Raw genomic sequence first — 18,960 nt, 5'->3', positions numbered from 1 at the left:
CGCGAGGGGGCTATTATAGCCTCCCTCTGACCCCATATATGAACGACAATAACACCAATCGCGGTTTCTCCGGTTAGCCCGTCTGCTAACATGCCCGCTTAAGCCGGGAAACCTGGCACTTATTTTTGATGTGGGCTGGCCTACCGGCAGCCCGCTGCGGAGTCACAGCATGGAAAATGATATCGTCGTTCAACAACCGGCCAACCCGGCACAGCTGATGCTGCTGTTCCACGGCGTCGGCGCCACACCGCAAAGCATGCAGGGCGTGGGCAATTATCTGGCCAAGGGCTTTCCCAATGCGCTAATCGTCAGCGTGGCTGCCGCGGCGCCGTCGGACATGGGTGCTTTCAGTGGTTCTCGGTACAAGGCGTCACCGAAGACAACCGCGCCGGGCGCGTGGCCGATGCCATGCCTTCATTGCCGCCGTCCGCCGCTGGCAGCAGCACAGCGGGCTGGGCTATGAAGCCACCGCGCTGATCGGTTTCAGCCGTGGTGCCATCATGGCGCTGGAGGCCATCAAGGTGGAAAACACTCTGGCCGGGCGGGTATTGTCGTTTGGCGGGCGCTTTGCCGTGCTACCGCAAACCGACCTCAAGCACACCACCATCCACCTGTTCCACGGCAAGGCCGATCCGGTCATGCCGTTCCAGTTAAGCGTGCAGGCCGCGGAACACCTGATCAAGCTGGGTGGCGACATCACGGCGGAAATCGAGCCGCATGTCGGCCACACCATCAACGAAGACCTGATGGAAAAGGCGCTGGATTACCTGCAATCGCACATTCCCAAGCGGCTCTGGGAGGAAGCGTTGAGCAGCGCACCGGGTAAGGGCGACATTCATCCCAAGGCGTGATAGCGCACCGGTAAAAAAGGCCAGCATCAAGCTGGCCTTTTTACTGCCTGCCGCTCAGAAAAACAGCCAGGTCAGCAAGGCAAACAGTGGCAACAAGATGGCGCCGGAGCACAGCATGTAACCAAAAAAGCCCGGCATCTTGACCCCGCGCTGCTCGGCAATCGCCTTGACCATGAAGTTGGGCGCATTGCCGATATAACTGTTGGCCCCCATAAACACCGCGCCCATGGAGATGGCCAGCAGTGTTTCGGCCAACGGCCCCATCAGCGTACTGGCCTCGCCTCCGGCCAGATTGAAAAACACCAGATAAGTCGGCGCATTATCGAGCAAGCTGGATAACAGGCCGGTCATCCAGAAATACATGGCATTGAGCGGCTGACCATCGGGGCCGGACACCGCCTGCACCAGTGCCGCCAGCTGACCGTGTGGCCCGGCCCGCAGGATGGCAATGGCCTAAGCACGATGGTGACGAAGATACCGGCAAACAGCTTGGCCACCTCGGCAATCGGCGCCCAGTTGAAGTCGTTACCCGCCCGCACCGGCTTGGGCGTCAGCCACCACGACAACGCGGCGATCGCCAACAACACGCCATCACGCAGCACATGCGGCAACGCCAGCGGGGTGCCCATCACCTGCCACACCCGCGGCGACTGCCACAGCCCGGACAGCAATACCGCCAGCACAATCCCCAGCAACAGCCACAGGTTGAATGCGCCATGCACGCGCAGCGGACTATCTGGCGACGGGTCTCGCGGCAGCACGCCGTCCTTGCGGAAATAATGACGGTCGATCAGGTAGAACAGCGCCAGCAACACCAAGGCCGACAGCAGCACAGGCAACAGCATGTGGCGCAACGTCCAGCCAAACGACACGCCCTTGAGGAAGCCAAGAAACAGCGGCGGATCGCCCAGCGGCGTCAGGCCACCACCGACATTGGCCACCAGAAAGATAAAGAACACCACCACATGGGCATTGTGGCGGCGGTTGTCATTGGCCTTGAGCAGCGGGCGGATCAACAGCATGGCCGCACCGGTGGTGCCCATGATGGAGGCCAACAGCGTACCCAGTGCCAGCAGCGCGGTATTCAGCCGTGGCGAACCATGCAGGTTGCCCCACAGCAGGATGCCCCCTGACACGGTATAAAGCGCCAGCAACAACACCACAAACGGCAGATATTCGGCCAACAACGCGTGCGCCAGCAGGGTGAGCGTGGCATGGCCACCAAAGCGGGCGAAGAACGGCAGCAGGAACAGCAAGGTCCACATGGCCGTGATCTTGCCAAAATGACGATGCCAGATACCCGGTGCCAGCATTGGAAACAAGGCAATCGACAGCAAAATCCCGGCAAACGGCAACAGCCAGCCCAGGGCTCAGACCAGCTCCGTTCAGCTCGGCGGCACCGGCCAGTTGGGGCAGCAGGACAGCGGACAGAAACAACAGGGATTTGGTCTTCATGATAGCGGGGGCTGTGAGATGCTCCACCGCGCACCAGCCGGGTGGCGGCGCGCGGTGGTATCGACGAACGACTTATTGCGTACCCTTCTGGATAAATTCGATCTTGTAGCCGTCCGGATCTTCAACAAAAGCGATCACCGTGGTGCCGTGCTTCATCGGCCCAGCCTCACGTACCACCTTGCCACCCTTGGCGCGCACCATGTCACATGCCTGATAAGCATCGGCCACTTCCACCGCAATGTGGCCAAAGGCATTGCCCTGCTCGTAGTGCTCGGTGTCCCAGTTATGGGTCAGCTCCAGCACGGTGTGATCGGCTTCGTCGCCATAGCCGACAAAGGCCAGCGTGAAGCGGCCTTCCGGATAATCGTTGCGGCGCAGCAGTTGCATGCCGAGGACGTCCTGATAGAACGCCGGGGAACGCTCAAGATTGCCAACGCGTAGCATGGTATGCAGCATTCGCATGAGGGGGTCTCCTAACAGTGAGTGAGATCAGCCAAACCGGAACAGCGTACTGCCGTGCTGTTTCAGCCACAGGCGCGCACGTTGCCAATCCGGAAACAGCCGGGCCGTTTCGGACCAGAACGCAGCAGAATGGTTCATGTGGACGAGGTGTGCCAGTTCATGCGCCACCACGTAGTCCAGAATATCGGGCGGGGCCTGTACCAGCCGCCAGTTAAGACGGATCACGCCAGCGGAGGTACAACTGCCCCAGCGCGTACGCGCGGACGACAACGCCAACGAAGCCGGAGCGCGCGTGCAACGCTGCGCCAGCTCGGCCAGCTTAACCGGGGAAATGCGCATGGGCCTGCTGTTTGAGCCAGCGGCTCATGGCGTTTTGCAACGCGTCGCGGTCGTGTGGCGTCACCCCGCTCACCAGCACGCCCGGCTCGGCACGCGCCACGCGCACACGCTGGTTAAGCGATGAAATGCAGCGGCAAAGGTTGGCCGAACAGCTGCACCTGCGACCAGTCATCGCGCGTTTGCAAGGCATGGCGCTGACGGGCGACGTGGTTAACTATCCAGTGCTGGCGCTGGTGCAGCACCGCCAGCAGTTGTTCACGGCCAACACGCGGATGGGCAATCAGCTCGACCCGGCCATCGCGAATGGCAATGCCGATGCTTTTTCGCTCGCGCCGCGTCAGCACCACCTCCACCGCGCCATCAGGCAGCGGCAGAGTCAGCCAGACGGGCGCGTTTTTCATCAGGATGGGCAAACGGGCCAACGCCACCGATTTCACGCTGGCGGGCTTCGATCCAGTCTTCGGCCTCGCGCATCAGCGCTTCCGGGCCACGGAATTGGGCCGGGTCCAGCGCCGGGCCGATCACCACGGTGATCTCGCCCGGATATTTCAGAAACGCATTGCGCGGCCAGAATTCGCCGAGCATTGTGTGCCACCGGCACCAACGGCATGTCCAGTTGCTTGGACAGGCGGGCGGCGCCCAGCTTGTACTTTTCTTAAGCCACGCCCGGCTTGGTGCGCGTCCCTTCCGGGAACACGGTAATCCAGAAGCCGTGTTTCTTGCGTTCCAACCCCTGCTGCTGCATGCGCTGGTTGGCGCGCGCGCGATCAGAGCGGTTGATGGCGATCGGGTTCATCAGCGCCAGCCCCCAGCCAAAAAACGGAATCCACAGCAATTCGCGCTTGGCGACATAGATCTGCGCCGGGAAGATTTTTTGCAGTGCCAGCGTTTCCCAGCCGGACTGGTGCTTGGAGCAAATGATGGACGGCTGCGACGGAATGTTTTCCGCGCCGATCACCTTGTATTTCAGGCCCACCACATGCGCCAGCATCCGGTCAGCGTCTGCGCCCAGCTTTGGCCAAACACATGACGGGTACGGCGTGGCAACGGTGCGGCAATGAACAGCATCAGGAAAAACAGCGGGGTGATGACCGCCAGTACCAGCCAGTAAATCAGGTTACGAATCCAGATTGCCATAATGCTCAAGATTTTTTCGAGGAGTTGATCAGATGTTCGGCGGCAGCATACAGGTCGTCAAACACCAAGGTGCCTGCTTAAGCAAATCGCCCTGCTCCGGGGTTTTTTCGCCCTTGCCGCTGCGGACCAGAATCGGCTGACCACCCACGGCGGCAATCGCTTGCAGGTCACGCAGGCTATCGCCCACCAGCGGCAGTTCGCTCAGTTTGACGTTAAAGCGCTCGGCCACTTCCTGAATCATGCCCGGTTTGGGCTTGCGGCAATGGCAGCCATCCTTGGGGCCGTGCGGGCAGAACACCACGGCATCGATACGCCCGTAAGCCTGCGCCGCCAGCCGGTGCATTTTCTCGTGCATGGCGTTGAGCGCATGCATGTCGAACAGGCCACGCGCCAGCCCAGACTGGTTGGTTGCCACCACCACGCGCCAGCCCGCCTGAGTCAGGTTGGCAATGGCTTCCATGCTGCGCGGCAGCGGCTGCCATTCGATGGTGTTTTTGACAAAATCATCGCGGTCTTCGTTGATCACGCCATCACGGTCAAGAATGACAAGTTTCAATCCAGGCTCCTGCAAAAAGGTTGCACCACAGCCGCGCACACCGGCTCAGGAAGGCAATAACCCCAAACCGTGGCCATCAGGCGCCCGGTTCGGGGTTGTCGTGCGGCAATAGCGGTATGGAAGGCCGCGCTTACTCGGCCAGCAGCGAAATATCCGCTACACGGTTGAACAGTTCGGCCAACTTGGCCAACAGCGCCAGACGGTTGGCACGCACGGCGGCATCTTCGGCCATCACCATCACGCCGTCAAAGAAGGCATCGACCGGCGCCTTCAGGCTGGACAGCTGCGCCAGCGCGGCAGCGAAGTCGCGTTCGGCAAACTTGGCTTCCACTTGCGGCGCCAGTTGCTGTACGGCGGCAAACAACGCCTGTTCGGCCGCTTCGGCCAACAAGGCCGGGTTAACCTGCCCCACTTCGCCTTCGGCTTTTTTCAGGATGTTCTTCACGCGCTTGTTGGCAGCGGCCAGCGTGGCAGCTTCCGGCAGGGCCTTGAAGCTGGCCACCGCAGACAGCACGGCACGCACTTCATTCAGCGTGCTCGGGGTCAGGGCCAGTACCGCGTCGATCTCGTCCACTTTGTAATCGCCAGCGAGGAAATGCTTGAGGCGATCCATCATGAAGCCGAACACTTCATCCACCACCGTGGCCGACAGCTTGCCCGCCGGGAAACCCGCGGCAACGATGGAGAGCAGTTCCTTGACGTCAACATTGGCATCCAGCGCCATGCGTACCACGCCCAGCGCGGCACGGCGCAGCGCGAACGGGTCTTTGTCGCCGGTTGGCACCAGACCAATGCCCCAGATGCCGACAATGGTTTCCAGCTTGTCAGCCAGCGCCACGGCGGTCGCCACCGGGCCTTGCGGCAGGCTATCGCTCAGCAAAGCGCGGGTGGTAATGCCCTTCGATGGCAGCGGCCACCTCAGCGGCTTCACCGTCGTGCTGGGCGTAATACATGCCCATGATGCCTTGCAGTTCCGGGAACTCGCCCACCATGTCGGACACCAGATCCGCCTTGGCCAGATAGGCGGCACGTTCGGCCGTGGCACGGTCGCAGCCCAGACGCTCGGCAATGCCACCGGCGATGGTTTGCAGGCGTTGCACGCGTTCCAGCTGCGAGCCGATCTTGTTGTGGTAAACCACATTGGCCAGACGCGGCAGACGGCTGTCCAGACGGACTTTCTGGTCTTGCTCGAAGAAGAACTTGGCGTCGGACAGACGGGCGCGCAGCACGCGCTCGTTGCCATGGATGATGAACGACGGATCGGAGGTTTCCAGATTGGACACCAGCAGGAAGCGGTTCATCAGCTTGCCGTGCGCATCCAGCAGCGGGAAATACTTCTGGTTCTGCTGCATGGTCAGGATCAGGCATTCCTGCGGCACTTTGAGGAATTCGGCTTCGAAGCTTCCAGCACCACCGGCCATTCCACCAGCCCGGTCACTTCGTTCAGCAGCGCGTCATCGGCGGCGATGGTGGCACCATGCACGGCAGCAGCATCGGCCAGACGTTTCTTGATCAGTTCGCGGCGCGCTTCAAAGCTGGCCAGCACCTTGCCCTGCTCAAACAGCACGCGGGCGTAGTCGTCGGCTTTTTCCACAAACACATCGCCGGAGGACAGGAAGCGGTGGCCGCGCGTGGCATTGCGGCTCTTCAGCCCCAGTACCTCGCCTTCGATCACGGTTTCGCCCCACAGCATCATCAGGCCGTGCACCGGGCGCACAAACTGCACGTCGGAATCGCCCCAGCGCATCAGCTTGGGCACCGGCAGCTTTTTCAGCGCCAGTGCGACGATATCGGCCAACACGGCCGACAGCGCCTCACCAGTCTTGACGGTTTCAAAGGCATACACCTCCTGTTTGCCATCATGCAGGGTGGTGAGCTGGGCCACGTCCACGCCGCAGGAGCGGGCAAAACCAGCCAGCGCAGCCGTCGGCTGGCCGTCTTTCAGGCCAGCAGCCACCGAAGGGCCCTTACGGACAATTTTCTGGTCCGGCTGGACGTTAACGACCGCCGGAATCTGTACCGCCAGACGGCGCGGCGAGGCAAATATGTTGGCCGAAACCTCTGGGGCCACGAACTGCATTTTTTCAGTTCGTCGCTAATGGTCTGGGCAAAACTCTCGGCCAGTTTGGCCAAGGCCTTGGGAGGCAGCTCCTCGGTGAGGAGTTCAATCAGCAAAGTGGCGTTCATGATCATTCAGGTTTCTTGCGAGGAGCGGTTTTGGCGGCAGCACACACCACTTGCAGCATGGCATCGGCCACGGACCCGTCGTACACCGGCTGCCGTGTCCGGCATAGCGTTGCAACGGGAACATGGACGAGAAAATGTGCTGGTTGTTACGGGTGTAATAGGACGAACCGACCAGTGCAAACTGGTTCTTGCTGCAATCGGCATAGCCGTCGGTGCGGCGGATGTCGAACGCAAAGCGGTAGCCTTTTTCGTACTGCCGTTCGCTAAACCGTTCCTGATTGACGAAGTGAACCAGCCCGTCTTTTTCCAGCCAGATGGATTGGCGATCAACCGCCAGTTCCAGCGCACTGCCGCGCTGGTACACCACCCAATCGGCCTGGGCAGCCAGTGCCGGGGCCGTCAGCGCGGCCAGAAAAAGACAAAGTCCGGTTTTCATGCTGGATCTCAGTCCTGATTGCACATCGGGAAGCCCGGGGCCTCGCGCGCGTCGTAGTAGGCCTGTGCCACACCACGGGCCAGATTGCGGATACGGCCGATGTAAGCGGCACGCTCCGTCACCGAGATCGACCCGCGGGCGTCCAGCAGGTTGAAGGTATGGTAACCCTTGAGGATCATTTCGTAGCCCGGCAGCGGCAAGCCAGCATCCAAGAGGCGCTTGGCTTCCGCTTCGTAATCATTGAACTGCTTGAACAGCAGCTCGACGTTGCTGTGTTCGAACGCAAAGCGCGACTGTTCCACTTCGTTCTGGAAGAAGACGTTGCCGTAAGTCACCGGCTTGCCGTCCGGACGGTGGGTCCAGATCAGGTCGTACACGTTTTCCACGCCTTGCAGGTACATGGCCAGACGTTCCAGCCCGTAGGTGATTTCACCCAGCACCGGCTTGCAATCCAGACCGCCCACTTGCTGGAAGTAGGTGAACTGCGTCACTTCCATGCCGTTGAGCCATACTTCCCAACCCAGCCCCAGGGCGCCCAGCGTCGGGTTTTCCCAGTCGTCTTCAACGAAACGGATATCGTGCACGGTGGGATCAATGCCCAGTTCCTTGAGCGAGCCCAGATACAGTTCCTGAATGTTCGACGGCGACGGCTTCAACACCACCTGAAACTGGTGATGCTGGAACAGACGGTTCGGGTTTTCGCCATAACGCCCATCCTTGGGACGGCGCGACGGTTGCACATACGCCGCATTCCAAGGTTCCGGACCCAGCGCACGCAGGAAGGTAGCGGTATGCGAAGTACCGGCGCCCACCTCCGTATCGTACGGCTGCAACAGCGCGCAGCCCTGGCGGTTCCAGTAATGCTGAAGCGTGAGGATGATTTCCTCGGAAGGTAAGCATAAACGTGGTTGGCAATATAAAAAGTCGAAGGTTGATTCTACCGGATTTGCTCGGGGATGCTCCAGCCATATGCGGACAAACCCCGTCAAGCCAGCTGCGCCATGGCTAGTCTGACCGAATAAACTTAGCGGAATTTCCGTCATATATCCTATTTGTTTGTGTAGTAACATTCCGCTTTGTCATAAACAAATTCAGGGAAGGATTGCCGTGCTGTTTTTCAACTCGCGCGTGGCCGAAGAGAGAGAAGCGGAAATTGCCCGCCTGCAAAGCGAGCTGGAAACCAGCCGCCAGACGCTGCAGCAGCAAACCAGCTTAAGCAACAGGCTTTGGAGACGGAAAACGCCCAGCTGCGCGAGGAACTGGCGGCGCTGCGCAGCAAGGCAGAGCGCATGGCCAGCTTCAACCAGTCGCTCAAGGCATTGCAGGGCGGCTATGCCCGGCTGGCCAACATGCTGGGCGGCGAGCGCGGGTTTATCGAGGAAGTCTCGTCCACCACGCAGCAAAGCAGCCAGCAGGTATTACACGGGCTGCAGGCGCACAATGAATTGCTGGGATACGCGCGGCAGGCGGAAGATCACATCGACGGGCTGAAGAGCCAGACCGAACAGATCGGCAACATCGTGTCGCTCATCAGCGGCATCGCCCAGCAAACCAACCTGCTGGCGCTCAATGCCGCCATTGAAGCGGCGCGCGCCTATGAACAGGGCCGCGGCTTTGCCGTGGTGGCGGATGAAGTGCGCAAGTTGGCCGAACGCACCAGTCAGGCAACCGCCGACATCGAACATCTGGTGGAAGGCATTGGCGTTAAAACCGACGTGGCCAGCCGGGCGGCGCACCAACTGGGTACGCTGGTGGGCGAATCGGCCACACAGGGCCGGGAAGCGGCCGACAGCCTGCAGCGCATGCTGAACCAGCTGATACGGCTGGAGCAGGTACTGGAAACCGCCTCGCTGATCGGTTTTGCCGAACTGGCCAAGATCGACCACAACACCTTCAAGTTCGAGCTGTACCGCGTCTTTTTGGGGTTGGCCGAAAAACGCTCGCAAGACGTCAACGACCATCAGCACTGCCGCCTCGGCAAGTGGTTTTACGAAGGCGACGGCAAGCAATACTTCTCGCATCTGGTAAGCTACCGCGATCTGGAACCGCCACATGCCGCGTTCCATCAGGCCGCGCGCGAGGCATTGCTGCAGAAGGAACAACACAATCAGGCGGCCGCGGAACAGGCGCTGGACGTGGTGGAAAGCACCAGCCTTGGCGTCATCGATGCCTTCGATCACCTGTCGCAATCCGCTCTGGCGCAAGTAGCCAAGGCGAGCGGCAAGGCTTAACGTCCAGACAGCTCATCCGGCTTGGCGGCGGACGATGGTTTTGCCGCTACCGGGTGCGCCGTAGCCGCCTCATCTTCCTGTTCGTCTTCATCCTGCCACGGCTGTGGCACTACGCCCGGAGGCAGCTTGATCGGCGGCTCCTTGCGCGCCAACCGGGCCAGCGTTCCCACCACGGTAACCAGTGGTGCGGCAATGATGGCAATCCAGAACCAGCTTGAATGCGCCCAATTCATATCATGGCCTCGTTAGCGCCATTCCAACAGAACGGCGTATGTAATGGTGATGGCGACGGATTGTAGGGGTTCGGCCAACCTCACCACAAGCACGCAAAAAGGCAGCCCGCAGGCTGCCCGGTCAGCAGGAGGTGCAATCCCCCACCTTAGCGCTGCTGCAACAGGCGTGCCGCATCCAGAGCAAAGTAGGTAAGAATACCGTCCGCGTTTAAGCACGCTTGAAGGCGAGCAAGCTCTCCATCATGCATTTTTCCTCATCCAGCCAGCCGTTCTGGAACGCGGCCTTGAGCATGGCGTATTCGCCCGATACCTGATAGGCAAAGGTCGGCACCTTGAAGGTGTCCTTGACGCGGCGAATCACGTCCAGATACGGCATACCCGGCTTGATCATCACCATATCGGCGCCCTCTTCCAAATCCATCGCCACTTCCTGAATGGCTTCGTCCAGATTGGCCGGGTCCATCTGATAGGTGTACTTGTCCGCCTTGCCCGGGTTGGCCGAGGAGCCAACTGCATCGCGGAACGGGCCATAAAAGGCCGAGGCATATTTGGCCGAGTAGGCAAAAATCTTGGTGTGGATAAAGCCCGACTCTTCCAGCGCCTCGCGAATGGCACCGATGCGGCCATCCATCATGTCGGACGGCCCGATCATGTCGGCACCGGCTTCGGCATGACACAACGCCTGCTTGATCAATACCTCGGTGGTTTCATCGTTCAGCACGTAACCGGTTTCGTCCAAGAGCCCGTCCCGGCCGTGAATGGTGTACGGATCGAGCGCGCCGTCGGTCATCAACCCCAGTTCCGGGAAGCGCGCCTTCAGGGCGCGCAGCACGGTCGGCACCGAGCCATCCGGGTTGTAGGCTTCCTTGGCGGCATTGTCCTTGCCAGACTCGATCACCGGGAAGATCGACAACATCGGCACGCCCAGCTTGAGCGCTTCTTCGGCGGTAAACAGCAGCTTGTCCAGGCTCTGACGCACCACGCCGGGCATCGACGCCACTTCCTGCTCGCGATTTTGCCCTTCCAGCACAAACACCGGATAGATCAGGTCATTGGTAGTCAGCACGTTCTCGCGCATCAAACGACGCGAAAAGTCATCTTTGCGCATGCGGCGCATGCGGGTAGCGGGGAAATAACGGTTAGCAAAAATCATCACGAGTCCACTAGCGATATTGACGACAGGATTGTACGCTCAGCCACGGTATTGTGCCGAGCCAACGCTAGCTGTGACCATGGCGTCGGCCATAACGTTCCCGACAGCGGGAACCCGCGTGGCCAGCCACCACTCCAATTGCCCGGATGTTTTGACCTATCATGGTCTGACTTGTCGTGCACCCGTAGAAAGCCGCTTCATGAAATTCCCGCTCGCGCTGATCACCGGCCTGCTCGTCCTCCATGGCGCCGCGCAGGCTGACACGCCCTCCGGCATCGGCAAAGAGGGCTTCGATCCCACCGTCCGACCGCAGGACGACATCTACCATGCCGTCAACGGCAGCTGGATCAAGCAAACCGTACTGCCACCGGAAGAGGCCCATATCGGCGCCTTCAAGACCCTGTACGATCTCAACCAGCTGCGCAGCCGCCAGATCATCGAGAACGCCGCCGCCCACCCGACCGACTCGGCTGAAGCGCAAAAAATCGGCGACCTGTACCACAGCTTCATGGGCGAAGCTCGCATCGAACGCCCGGGGCTGACCCCGCTACAGCCACAGCTGGCCCGTGTCGCCGCGCTGCGCAACAAGGCGCAACTGGTCGCGCTGTTGGGGCAATGGCAGAGCGAGCCGCTGGAAACGCCGCTCGGCCTGTATGTCGAGCCCGACGCCAAGAACTCGCGCGCCACGCTGGCCGGGGTCTACCAGAGCGGGCTGGCCATGCCGGACCGCGATTATTATCTGGAGAAAGACGCCCGTTTTGAACACGCCCGCCAGGGCGTATCTCCGCTACCTCACCGCGCTATTCCGTCAGGCGCAATTCAGCCATCCCGCCCAGCGCGCTCAAACGGTGTTTCAGCTGGAACGGCAACTGGCGCAGTTGCAATGGAGCAAGGTCGACAACCGCGACCCGCAAAAAACCTATAACAAGCTGACCTTGGCCCAGTTAGCCCAGCTGGCTCCCGACATCGACTGGCCGAGCTTTTTTGCCCGGGGAAGCGTGCCACAGTTGGCCGAACTCAATGTCGCCCAGCCCGGCTATGTCAGCGCCCCGGCCAAATTGATTAACAGTCAGCCGCTGGCAAGCTGGCAAGACTACCTGTCCAGCCGCCTGCTGGATGGCTACGCGCCGTACCTCAACAAGGCGATGGTTACCGCACGGTTCGAATTTTATGGCAAGGCACTGGCCGGTACCCAGCAGCAACGCCCGCGCTGGAAACGCGCGGTAGCCACCGTGGAAGACAGTCTGGGCGAAGCCATCGGCAAGCTGTACGTGCAGCACTATTTCCCCCCGGCGGCCAAGGCACGCATGCTGCAACTGGTCGACAACCTGATGGCGGCCTACCGCCAGAGCATCGACACCTTGAGCTGGATGAGCCCGGCCACGCGCGCTGCCGCCCAGCGCAAGCTGTCGCAGTACACGCTGAAGATCGGTTACCCGGACAAGTGGAAAGACTATTCGTCGCTGACCATTTCGGCCAACGATCTGGTCGGTAATATCCAGCACGCCAGCGCGTTTCGCTACCGCGAAATGATCAAGAAGCTTGGCAAACCGGTCGATCGCAGCGAGTGGGGCATGACACCGCAAACCGTCAACGCCTATTACAACCCCACGCTGAACGAGATCGTGTTCCCGGCCGCCATCCTGCAACCGCCATTCTTTGACATGCAGGCCGACGACGCCGCCAACTACGGCGGCATCGGCGCGGTGATCGGCCATGAAATCAGCCACGGCTTTGATGATCAGGGCAGCCAGTTTGATGGCGACGGCAACCTCAACAACTGGTGGACGGCAGAAGATCGCGCCCGCTTCCGGGCGCTCACGGCCAAGCTGGTGGCGCAATACAATCGCTACGAAGCGCTGCCGGGCAAACACATCAACGGCCAGCTGACGCTGGGCGAGAACATTGCCGACAACGCCTGCAAATCGCCTATAAGGCTTATCAGCTGTCACTGGCAGGCAAACCGGCCCCGGTGATCGACGGCATGACGGGCGACCAGCGTTTCTTCTACGGTTTTGCCCGGGTCTGGCGCAGCAAGACGCGCGACGCCGCCCTGCTGTCGCAATTGGTGTCCGATCCACACTCGCCGGAGCCGTTCCGCGCCATCGGGGCTTCGGCCAACAGTGACGCCTTCTTACGGGCCTTTGATGTCCATCCGGGAGATCGCATGTACAAGGCACCGGCCGATCGCATCCGTCTGTGGTAAGCCATCCTCCGTACGGACATAAAAAAAACGGGCTCCTGCTGGAGCCCGTTTTGTCATGCAACACGCACGCTTATTCAAAGAAATCGCGCAGCTTGTCCATAAACGACTTGGAACGCGGATTGTGTTTGGCGGTATCGCCCCGGCTGATGGATTCGAACTCACGCAGCAATTCTTTTTGCCGCTCGGTCAGGTTCACCGGCGTTTCCACCACCACATGGCACATCAGGTCGCCATAGCTATTGCCACGCACGGCCTTGACGCCCTTGCCGCGCAGGCGATACACCCGGCCGCTCTGCGTTTCGGCCGCGATCTTGACCTTGGCCATGCCATCCAGCGTCGGAATCTCCACATCGCCGCCCAAGGCGGCCGTGGCAAACGAAATCGGCATCTCGCAATGCAGATCACTGCCATCGCGCTGGAACACCGCATGCGCCTTGATGTGGGTTACCACATACAAGTCGCCTTAAGCCCGCCGTTCTGCCCCGGTTCGCCTTCGCCGGACAGACGAATGCGGTCGCCCTCATCCACCCCGGCCGGAATCTTGACGTTGAGCGTCTTGGTGGTTTTCTTCTGGCCAGCGCCGTGACAGCTGGTGCAAGGATCGCTGATCTGCTTACCAGTACCATGGCAGGTCGGACACGTCTGCTGAATCGAGAAGAAACCCTGACTCATGCGCACCTGACCGTGGCCACCACAGGTAGAACAGGTCTTGGGCTGCGTGCCCGGTTTGGCGCCGGTGCCATGGCACACTTCGCAATCGGCATGCGACGGAATACGGATCTGCTTCTCGCAACCGCGCGCCGCTTCTTCCAGCGTAATTTCCATGTTGTAGCGCAGATCGGCACCACGGTAGACATTGGAACGTCCACCACCGGCACCGCCACGACCACCACCAAAGATATCGCTGAAGATGTCGGAGAAGTCGCCAAAGCCACCAAAGCCCGCGCCGCCACCGCCGCCCATGCCTGCGGATCGACACCGGCATGACCAAACTGGTCATAAGCGGCACGTTTCTGGCCGTCAGAGAGGATTTCATACGCCTCTTTGACTTCCTTGAACTTCTCCTCGGCGTCCTTGCTGTCCGGGTTGCGGTCCGGATGGAACTTCATCGCCAGCTTGCGATACGCCTTTTTGATCTCGTCGTCGGAGGCATCGCGATTGACCCCGAGTACATCGTAGAAATCACGTTTGGACATTGTTGTTTACCATCTGGCTCACCTTGAACACAGCAAGGTTGGCCGAAAATCCAGTCTGCACTTATGGAAAAAGGCACGGCCGGGCGGAATCACTCCCGAGCCCGCGCCGTGCCTGTCAAAAGACCCGCAGAATTACTGCTTCTTGTCTTTCACTTCTTCAAACTCGGCATCTACCACGTCGCCGTCGTCTTTCTTGCCAGCGTCGGCAGCACCTTCACCAAGCTTACTGAGCTTCGGCCTGAGCACGGGCGTACATGATCTCACCCAATTTCTGGCTGGCCTTGGCCAATTCTTCAGACTTGGCTTCGATTTCGGCCTTGTCTTCGCTCTTGACCACTTCCTCCGCGGCCTTGATGGCTTCTTCGATCTTGGTCTTTTCCGCCGCGTCGATCTTGTCGCCGTAATCAGCCAGCGATTTCTTCACGCTGTGGATCAAGCCTTCGGCCTGGTTGCGCGCCTGTACCAGCTCGTGCAGCTTCTTGTCTTCTTCCGCGTTGGCTTCGGCATCCTTCACCATTTGCTCGATTTCCGCTTCGGACAAGCCACTGGAAGCCTGGATGGTGATGTTGGCCTGCTTGCCGGTCGCCTTGTCCTTGGCCGACACATGCAGAATACCGTTGGCGTCGATGTTGAATTCCACTTCGATCTGCGGAATGCCACGCGGGGAGCAGGAATGTCACCCAGATTGAACTGACCCAGCGACTTGTTGGCCGAAGCCTTTTCGCGTTCACCTTGCAGCACGTGAATGGTCACGGCCGTCTGGTTGTCATCAGCGGTGGAGAACACTTGCGAGGCCTTGGTCGGAATCGTGGTGTTCTTCTGGATCAGCTTGGTCATCACGCCGCCCATGGTTTCGATACCCAGCGACAGCGGGGTCACGTCCAGCAGCAGCACGTCGGTACGATCACCGGACAATACCGAACCCTGAATCGCAGCGCCCACGGCCACGGCTTCATCCGGGTTCACGTCACGGCGCGGTTCCTTGCCGAAGAAGGCTTTCACAGCGTCCTGCACCTTCGGCATACGGGTCTGACCACCCACCAGAATCACGTCATCGATGTCGCTGACTTTCAGGCTTAAGCATCTTTCAGTGCCACGCGGCACGGCTCGATGGAGCGTTCGATCAGGTCGTCCACCAGGCTTTCGAACTTGGCACGGGTAATCTTCATCGCCAAGTGTTTCGGGCCGGTTGCATCCATGGTGATGTACGGCAGGTTCACTTCGGTCTGCTGGCTGGAAGACAGCTCGATCTTGGCTTTTTCAGCGGCTTCTTTCAGACGTTGCAGCGCCATCACGTCCTGTTTCAGGTCAACGCCCTGCTCGCGCTTGAATTCGCCGATGATGTAGTCGATCACGCGTTGGTCGAAGTCTTCACCGCCGAGGAAGGTGTCACCGTTGGTGGACAACACTTCAAACTGGTGTTCGCCATCCACATCAGCGATTTCGATGATGGAGATATCGAAGGTACCGCCACCCGGTCATACACGGCAATCTTGCGGTCGCCTTCCTGCTTGGCCAGACCAAACGCCAGCGCAGCGGCGGTCGGTTCGTTGATGATGCGCTTCACTTCCAGACCAGCAATACGGCTTAAGCATCCTTGGTGGCCTGACGCTGGCTGTCGTTGAAGTAAGCCGGTACGGTGATGACCGCTTCGGTCACTTCTTCACCCAGATAATCTTCGGCGGCTTTCTTCATCTTGCGCAGCACTTCTGCCGAGATTTGCGGCGGCGCCAGTTCTTCGTCACGCACCTTGACCCGGGCATCGCCATTCTTGGCTTGCATGATTTCGAAAGGCATCAGATGGATGTCTTTCTGTACTTCCTTGTCTTCGAAACGGCGACCAATCAGGCGCTTGGCCGCGTAAATGGTATTTTTCGGGTTGGTCACAGCCTGACGCTTGGCCGGTGCGCCGACCAGAATTTCGCCATCTTCAACATAAGCAATAATCGACGGCGTGGTGCGTGCGCCTTCGGCGTTTTCTACCACTTTCGGGTTGCCGCCTTCTACCACGGCCACGCAGGAGTTGGTGGTACCCGTGTCAATACCAATAATCTTGCCCATAGTCGTTTCCTTTTATCTGAATTGGTTTCGTTGCGGCGGGAACTTCATAGCCGCCAACTGTTAGCTCAATAGGTATTGGCTATACCTGCTTTTTCAAGAGGTATTCGGCCAACCTTTTTTAGTCTTTGGCCTTGGCCACCACCACCATGGCCGGGCGCAGCACGCGGTCAGCCACGAGATAACCTTTTTGCATCACGCGCAGCACGGTATTCGGCTCGGCGTCCGAGGCTTCCGCGCTCATGGCCTGATGCTGATGCGGGTCCAGCTTGTCGCCTACTTTGGGAACGATGTCCTTGATCTGCGCCTTGTCAAAGGCCGCCACCAGCTGTTTGAGCGTCATGTCCACGCCCATCTTCAGGGTGTCGATCTGGCCGCTCTGATCCAAAAGCGCCATTTCCAGATAATCTTTTACAGATACCAGCTCTTGAGCAAATTTACTGATTGCATACTTCTGCGTGCTGACCAGTTCTTCCGCGTTGCGGCGGCGCTGATTTTCCATATCGGCATGCGCGCGCAGCAGTTGCTCTTTCAACTCGGCTACCCGGGCTTCCAGTGCGGCCACCTGCTCTGGCAGCGTCTGCTCCACGGCAGTTTCGCTAGAAACGGTTTCTTCCACGACGTTATTCTCGTTTTCCTGATTCTGGTTTTCCTGCATGGCGAGTCCTCAAACATGGATCGGCAAAAATGATGTCCTGATGCTAGGTAGGGGCTTTTAACGGGAATTCAAGAGCAGGCGGGGAATGTGCGATTTATAACTTTTCTGTTCGTTTACGCACAAAAATAACCGCTATGACTATTCGATTTTCGTTCACCGTGTTGGCTTGCGAAAATGTTCAATTTTTCTCTGTTGCAGTGCACGCAGAGCCGGTTTTTTGTGCTTATAATACCGCACACCCGCTGATTGGCTCACCCGGCTAAAACCCGTTATCCACGGGGGTTTGGTGATCAGAAATGGCAGTGAACATAAAGCATTGTCAAAAAAAATTCCGGAAAAACCGGAACGTCATTCAGACTGAGGAGCGCCGGAATTGCTGATTCCGGCCCGCTAGAGATAACGCATCGTTAATGAAGGGTTTTACATGACTACTCGCGAACAACGCATCGCTGCCATCCAGAAAGACTGGGACGAAAATCCGCGCTGGAAAGGTATCAAGCGTGGCTACACCGCTGCTGACGTAGAACGTCTGCGCGGTTCGGTACAAGTTGAACACACCCGGCTAAGAACGGCGCAGCCAAGCTGTGGAACCCGGTTCACAACGAACCGTTCATCAACTGTCTGGGCGCGTTGACCGGTGGTCAAGCCATGCAACAGGTTAAGGCTGGCATCAAGGCCATCTACCTGTCCGGCTGGCAAGTTGCTGCTGACAACAACTCCTACATGTCCATGTACCCGGACCAATCCCTGTATCCGGTTAACTCCGTTCCGGCCGTTGTTGAACGCATCAACAACACCTTCACCCGTGCTGACGAAATTCAACACGCCAAGGGTGTTCAGGCTGGCGATGCAGGCTACACCGACTACTTCGCTCCGATCGTAGCTGACGCCGAAGCCGGTTTCGGTGGCGTACTGAACGCCTTCGAACTGATGAAGTCCATGATCAAGGCTGGCGCTGCTGGCGTTCACTTCGAAGACCAACTGGCTGCTGTTAAGAAGTGCGGTCACATGGGCGGCAAGGTACTGGTTCCGACTCAGGAAGCCATCCAAAAACTGATCGCAGCTCGTCTGGCTGCTGACGTTTGCGGCGTACCGACGCTGATCCTGGCTCGTACCGATGCTGAAGCTGCTGACCTGCTGACTTCTGACGTTGATGCCAACGACAAGCCGTTCTGCACTGGCGAACGTACCGCTGAAGGCTTCTACAAGACCAAGAAAGGTCTGGAACAAGCCATCTCCCGTGGTCTGGCCTACGCTCCGTACGCTGACCTGATCTGGTGCGAAACCGGTACCCCGGATCTGGAATTTGCTCGCAAGTTTGCTGAAGCTATCCACGCCAAGTTCCCGGGCAAGCTGCTGGCTTACAACTGCTCCCCGTCCTTCAACTGGAAGAAAAACCGGACGATGCCACCATCGCCAAATTCCAGAAAGAACTGGGTGCCATGGGCTACAAATACCAGTTCATCACCCCGGCTGGTATCCACAACATGTGGTACAACATGTTCGACTTGGCTCAAGACTATGCTATCCGTGGCATGTCCGCCTACGTGGAAAAAGTTCAACAGCCGGAATTTGCGGCTCGCGATCGAGGCTATACCTTCGTATCTCACCAGCAAGAAGTGGGCACTGGTTACTTCGACAATGTAACCACCACGATCCAAGGTGGCGTATCGTCGGTAACTGCTCTGACCGGTTCTACCGAAGAAGAACAGTTCCACTAAGCTTTTTGCTGCACATCAAAACCCCCGGATGGCAACACCGGGGGTTTTTTGTGGATGTCAGTCAGACATCCACCGTCCTGA

At 59.1% G+C, this 18,960-nt stretch carries 12 protein-coding genes and 10 pseudogenes; 8 read left to right on the top strand and 14 right to left on the bottom strand.

The features are described 5' to 3' along the window. Nucleotides 1-169 precede the first annotated feature (169 nt). Together GKE73_RS24880 and ypfH are read left to right on the top strand one after the other, a co-directional pair. The gene (locus tag GKE73_RS24880; protein ID WP_230370484.1) at nucleotides 170-463 is read left to right on the top strand and encodes an alpha/beta hydrolase family protein; all 294 of its coding nucleotides are present in this window, start codon (nucleotides 170-172) and stop codon (nucleotides 461-463) included. After that, complete coding sequence (gene ypfH, locus GKE73_RS14155) at nucleotides 351-851, top strand: esterase (RefSeq protein ID WP_230370483.1); 501 nt, start codon at nucleotides 351-353, stop codon at nucleotides 849-851. Before GKE73_RS24880 ends, ypfH begins: the two co-directional genes overlap by 113 nt. 54 nt (nucleotides 852-905) lie before the next feature. Here the strand turns inward: ypfH and GKE73_RS14150 are convergent. The 9 genes and pseudogenes from GKE73_RS14150 to glyQ all read right to left on the bottom strand — a co-directional run bounded on the left by GKE73_RS14150 (nucleotide 906) and on the right by glyQ (nucleotide 8,304). Beyond that, a pseudogene (locus tag GKE73_RS14150) lies at nucleotides 906-2,306 on the bottom strand (sodium:proton antiporter). A 72-nt stretch (nucleotides 2,307-2,378) separates the two neighbouring features. Further along, the gene (gene gloA, locus GKE73_RS14145) at nucleotides 2,379-2,768 is read right to left on the bottom strand and encodes a lactoylglutathione lyase (RefSeq protein WP_230370482.1); all 390 of its coding nucleotides are present in this window, start codon (nucleotides 2,766-2,768) and stop codon (nucleotides 2,379-2,381) included. 27 nt (nucleotides 2,769-2,795) lie between these two features. Further along, nucleotides 2,796-3,107 carry a M48 family metallopeptidase gene (locus GKE73_RS23705; RefSeq protein WP_280954948.1) on the bottom strand — a complete coding sequence of 104 codons (312 nt, stop codon included), beginning with the start codon at nucleotides 3,105-3,107 and terminating at the stop codon, nucleotides 2,796-2,798. Between the two features lie 113 nt (nucleotides 3,108-3,220). Continuing rightward, nucleotides 3,221-3,508 carry a DUF45 domain-containing protein gene (locus tag GKE73_RS23700; protein WP_280954947.1) on the bottom strand — a complete coding sequence of 96 codons (288 nt, stop codon included), beginning with the start codon at nucleotides 3,506-3,508 and terminating at the stop codon, nucleotides 3,221-3,223. Next, nucleotides 3,468-4,244: pseudogene (locus GKE73_RS14135) on the bottom strand (lysophospholipid acyltransferase family protein). The gene GKE73_RS23700 and the pseudogene GKE73_RS14135 overlap by 41 nt, the downstream one beginning before the upstream one ends. Before the next feature lie 5 nt (nucleotides 4,245-4,249). Further along, nucleotides 4,250-4,800 (bottom strand): annotated as a pseudogene (gene gmhB, locus GKE73_RS14130) (D-glycero-beta-D-manno-heptose 1,7-bisphosphate 7-phosphatase). A 130-nt stretch (nucleotides 4,801-4,930) separates the two neighbouring features. Continuing rightward, nucleotides 4,931-6,990: pseudogene (gene glyS / locus GKE73_RS14125) on the bottom strand (glycine--tRNA ligase subunit beta). After that, nucleotides 6,965-7,423: a hypothetical protein gene (locus GKE73_RS14120; RefSeq protein ID WP_230370481.1), complete on the bottom strand. Its 459-nt coding sequence runs from the start codon at nucleotides 7,421-7,423 to the stop codon at nucleotides 6,965-6,967. The pseudogene glyS and the gene GKE73_RS14120 overlap by 26 nt, the downstream one beginning before the upstream one ends. Nucleotides 7,424-7,431: 8 nt before the next feature. Then, nucleotides 7,432-8,304: a glycine--tRNA ligase subunit alpha gene (gene glyQ / locus GKE73_RS14115; RefSeq protein WP_230371490.1), complete on the bottom strand. Its 873-nt coding sequence runs from the start codon at nucleotides 8,302-8,304 to the stop codon at nucleotides 7,432-7,434. A gap of 633 nt (nucleotides 8,305-8,937) precedes the next feature. On the opposite strand from glyQ, the pseudogene GKE73_RS26665 reads away from it, so the two are divergent. Together GKE73_RS26665 and GKE73_RS26660 are read left to right on the top strand one after the other, a co-directional pair. Then, nucleotides 8,938-9,201: pseudogene (locus GKE73_RS26665) on the top strand (methyl-accepting chemotaxis protein); the annotation flags it as partial. 24 nt (nucleotides 9,202-9,225) lie between these two features. Then, nucleotides 9,226-9,654, top strand: coding sequence for a CZB domain-containing protein (locus tag GKE73_RS26660; RefSeq protein WP_446686351.1), 429 nt, complete (start codon nucleotides 9,226-9,228; stop codon nucleotides 9,652-9,654). On the opposite strand, the gene GKE73_RS14105 is transcribed toward GKE73_RS26660, so the two are convergent. Together GKE73_RS14105 and hemB are read right to left on the bottom strand one after the other, a co-directional pair. Then, on the bottom strand, nucleotides 9,651-9,887 hold the full coding sequence (locus tag GKE73_RS14105; RefSeq protein ID WP_230370479.1) for a hypothetical protein: 237 nt from the start codon (nucleotides 9,885-9,887) through the stop codon (nucleotides 9,651-9,653). The genes GKE73_RS26660 and GKE73_RS14105 overlap by 4 nt on opposite strands. A 146-nt stretch (nucleotides 9,888-10,033) precedes the next feature. Next, a pseudogene (hemB, locus tag GKE73_RS14100) lies at nucleotides 10,034-11,040 on the bottom strand (porphobilinogen synthase). 79 nt (nucleotides 11,041-11,119) lie between these two features. On the opposite strand from hemB, the gene GKE73_RS23695 reads away from it, so the two are divergent. Together GKE73_RS23695 and GKE73_RS14095 are read left to right on the top strand one after the other, a co-directional pair. Beyond that, nucleotides 11,120-11,965 (top strand): M13 family metallopeptidase, encoded by an 846-nt coding sequence (locus tag GKE73_RS23695; protein ID WP_312854458.1) that lies wholly within the window; start codon nucleotides 11,120-11,122, stop codon nucleotides 11,963-11,965. Continuing rightward, nucleotides 11,874-13,246 (top strand): annotated as a pseudogene (locus GKE73_RS14095) (M13 family metallopeptidase); the annotation flags it as partial. The gene GKE73_RS23695 and the pseudogene GKE73_RS14095, both read left to right, overlap by 92 nt. 70 nt (nucleotides 13,247-13,316) lie before the next feature. On the opposite strand, the pseudogene dnaJ reads toward GKE73_RS14095, so the two are convergent. The 3 genes and pseudogenes from dnaJ to grpE all read right to left on the bottom strand — a co-directional run bounded on the left by dnaJ (nucleotide 13,317) and on the right by grpE (nucleotide 17,158). After that, a pseudogene (dnaJ, locus tag GKE73_RS14090) lies at nucleotides 13,317-14,442 on the bottom strand (molecular chaperone DnaJ). Between the two features lie 132 nt (nucleotides 14,443-14,574). Beyond that, a pseudogene (gene dnaK, locus GKE73_RS14085) lies at nucleotides 14,575-16,503 on the bottom strand (molecular chaperone DnaK). A gap of 118 nt (nucleotides 16,504-16,621) precedes the next feature. Continuing rightward, entirely contained in the window at nucleotides 16,622-17,158 is a 537-nt protein-coding gene (gene grpE / locus GKE73_RS14080; protein WP_230370478.1) for a nucleotide exchange factor GrpE, read from the bottom strand. Between the two features lie 424 nt (nucleotides 17,159-17,582). On the opposite strand from grpE, the gene GKE73_RS26655 reads away from it, so the two are divergent. Beyond that, nucleotides 17,583-17,792 (top strand): hypothetical protein, encoded by a 210-nt coding sequence (locus GKE73_RS26655; protein ID WP_230370477.1) that lies wholly within the window; start codon nucleotides 17,583-17,585, stop codon nucleotides 17,790-17,792. After that, a pseudogene (aceA, locus tag GKE73_RS25925) lies at nucleotides 17,741-18,879 on the top strand (isocitrate lyase). Before GKE73_RS26655 ends, aceA begins: the two are co-directional and overlap by 52 nt. Nucleotides 18,880-18,960: the final 81 nt, after the last annotated feature.

This window comes from Paludibacterium denitrificans, from assembly GCF_009707705.1.
Classification (GTDB): Bacteria; Pseudomonadota; Gammaproteobacteria; order Burkholderiales; family Chromobacteriaceae; genus Paludibacterium_A; species Paludibacterium_A denitrificans.
Note: the sequence above shows the minus strand (reverse complement) of the source record. Positions and strands in the feature narration are given on the sequence as shown.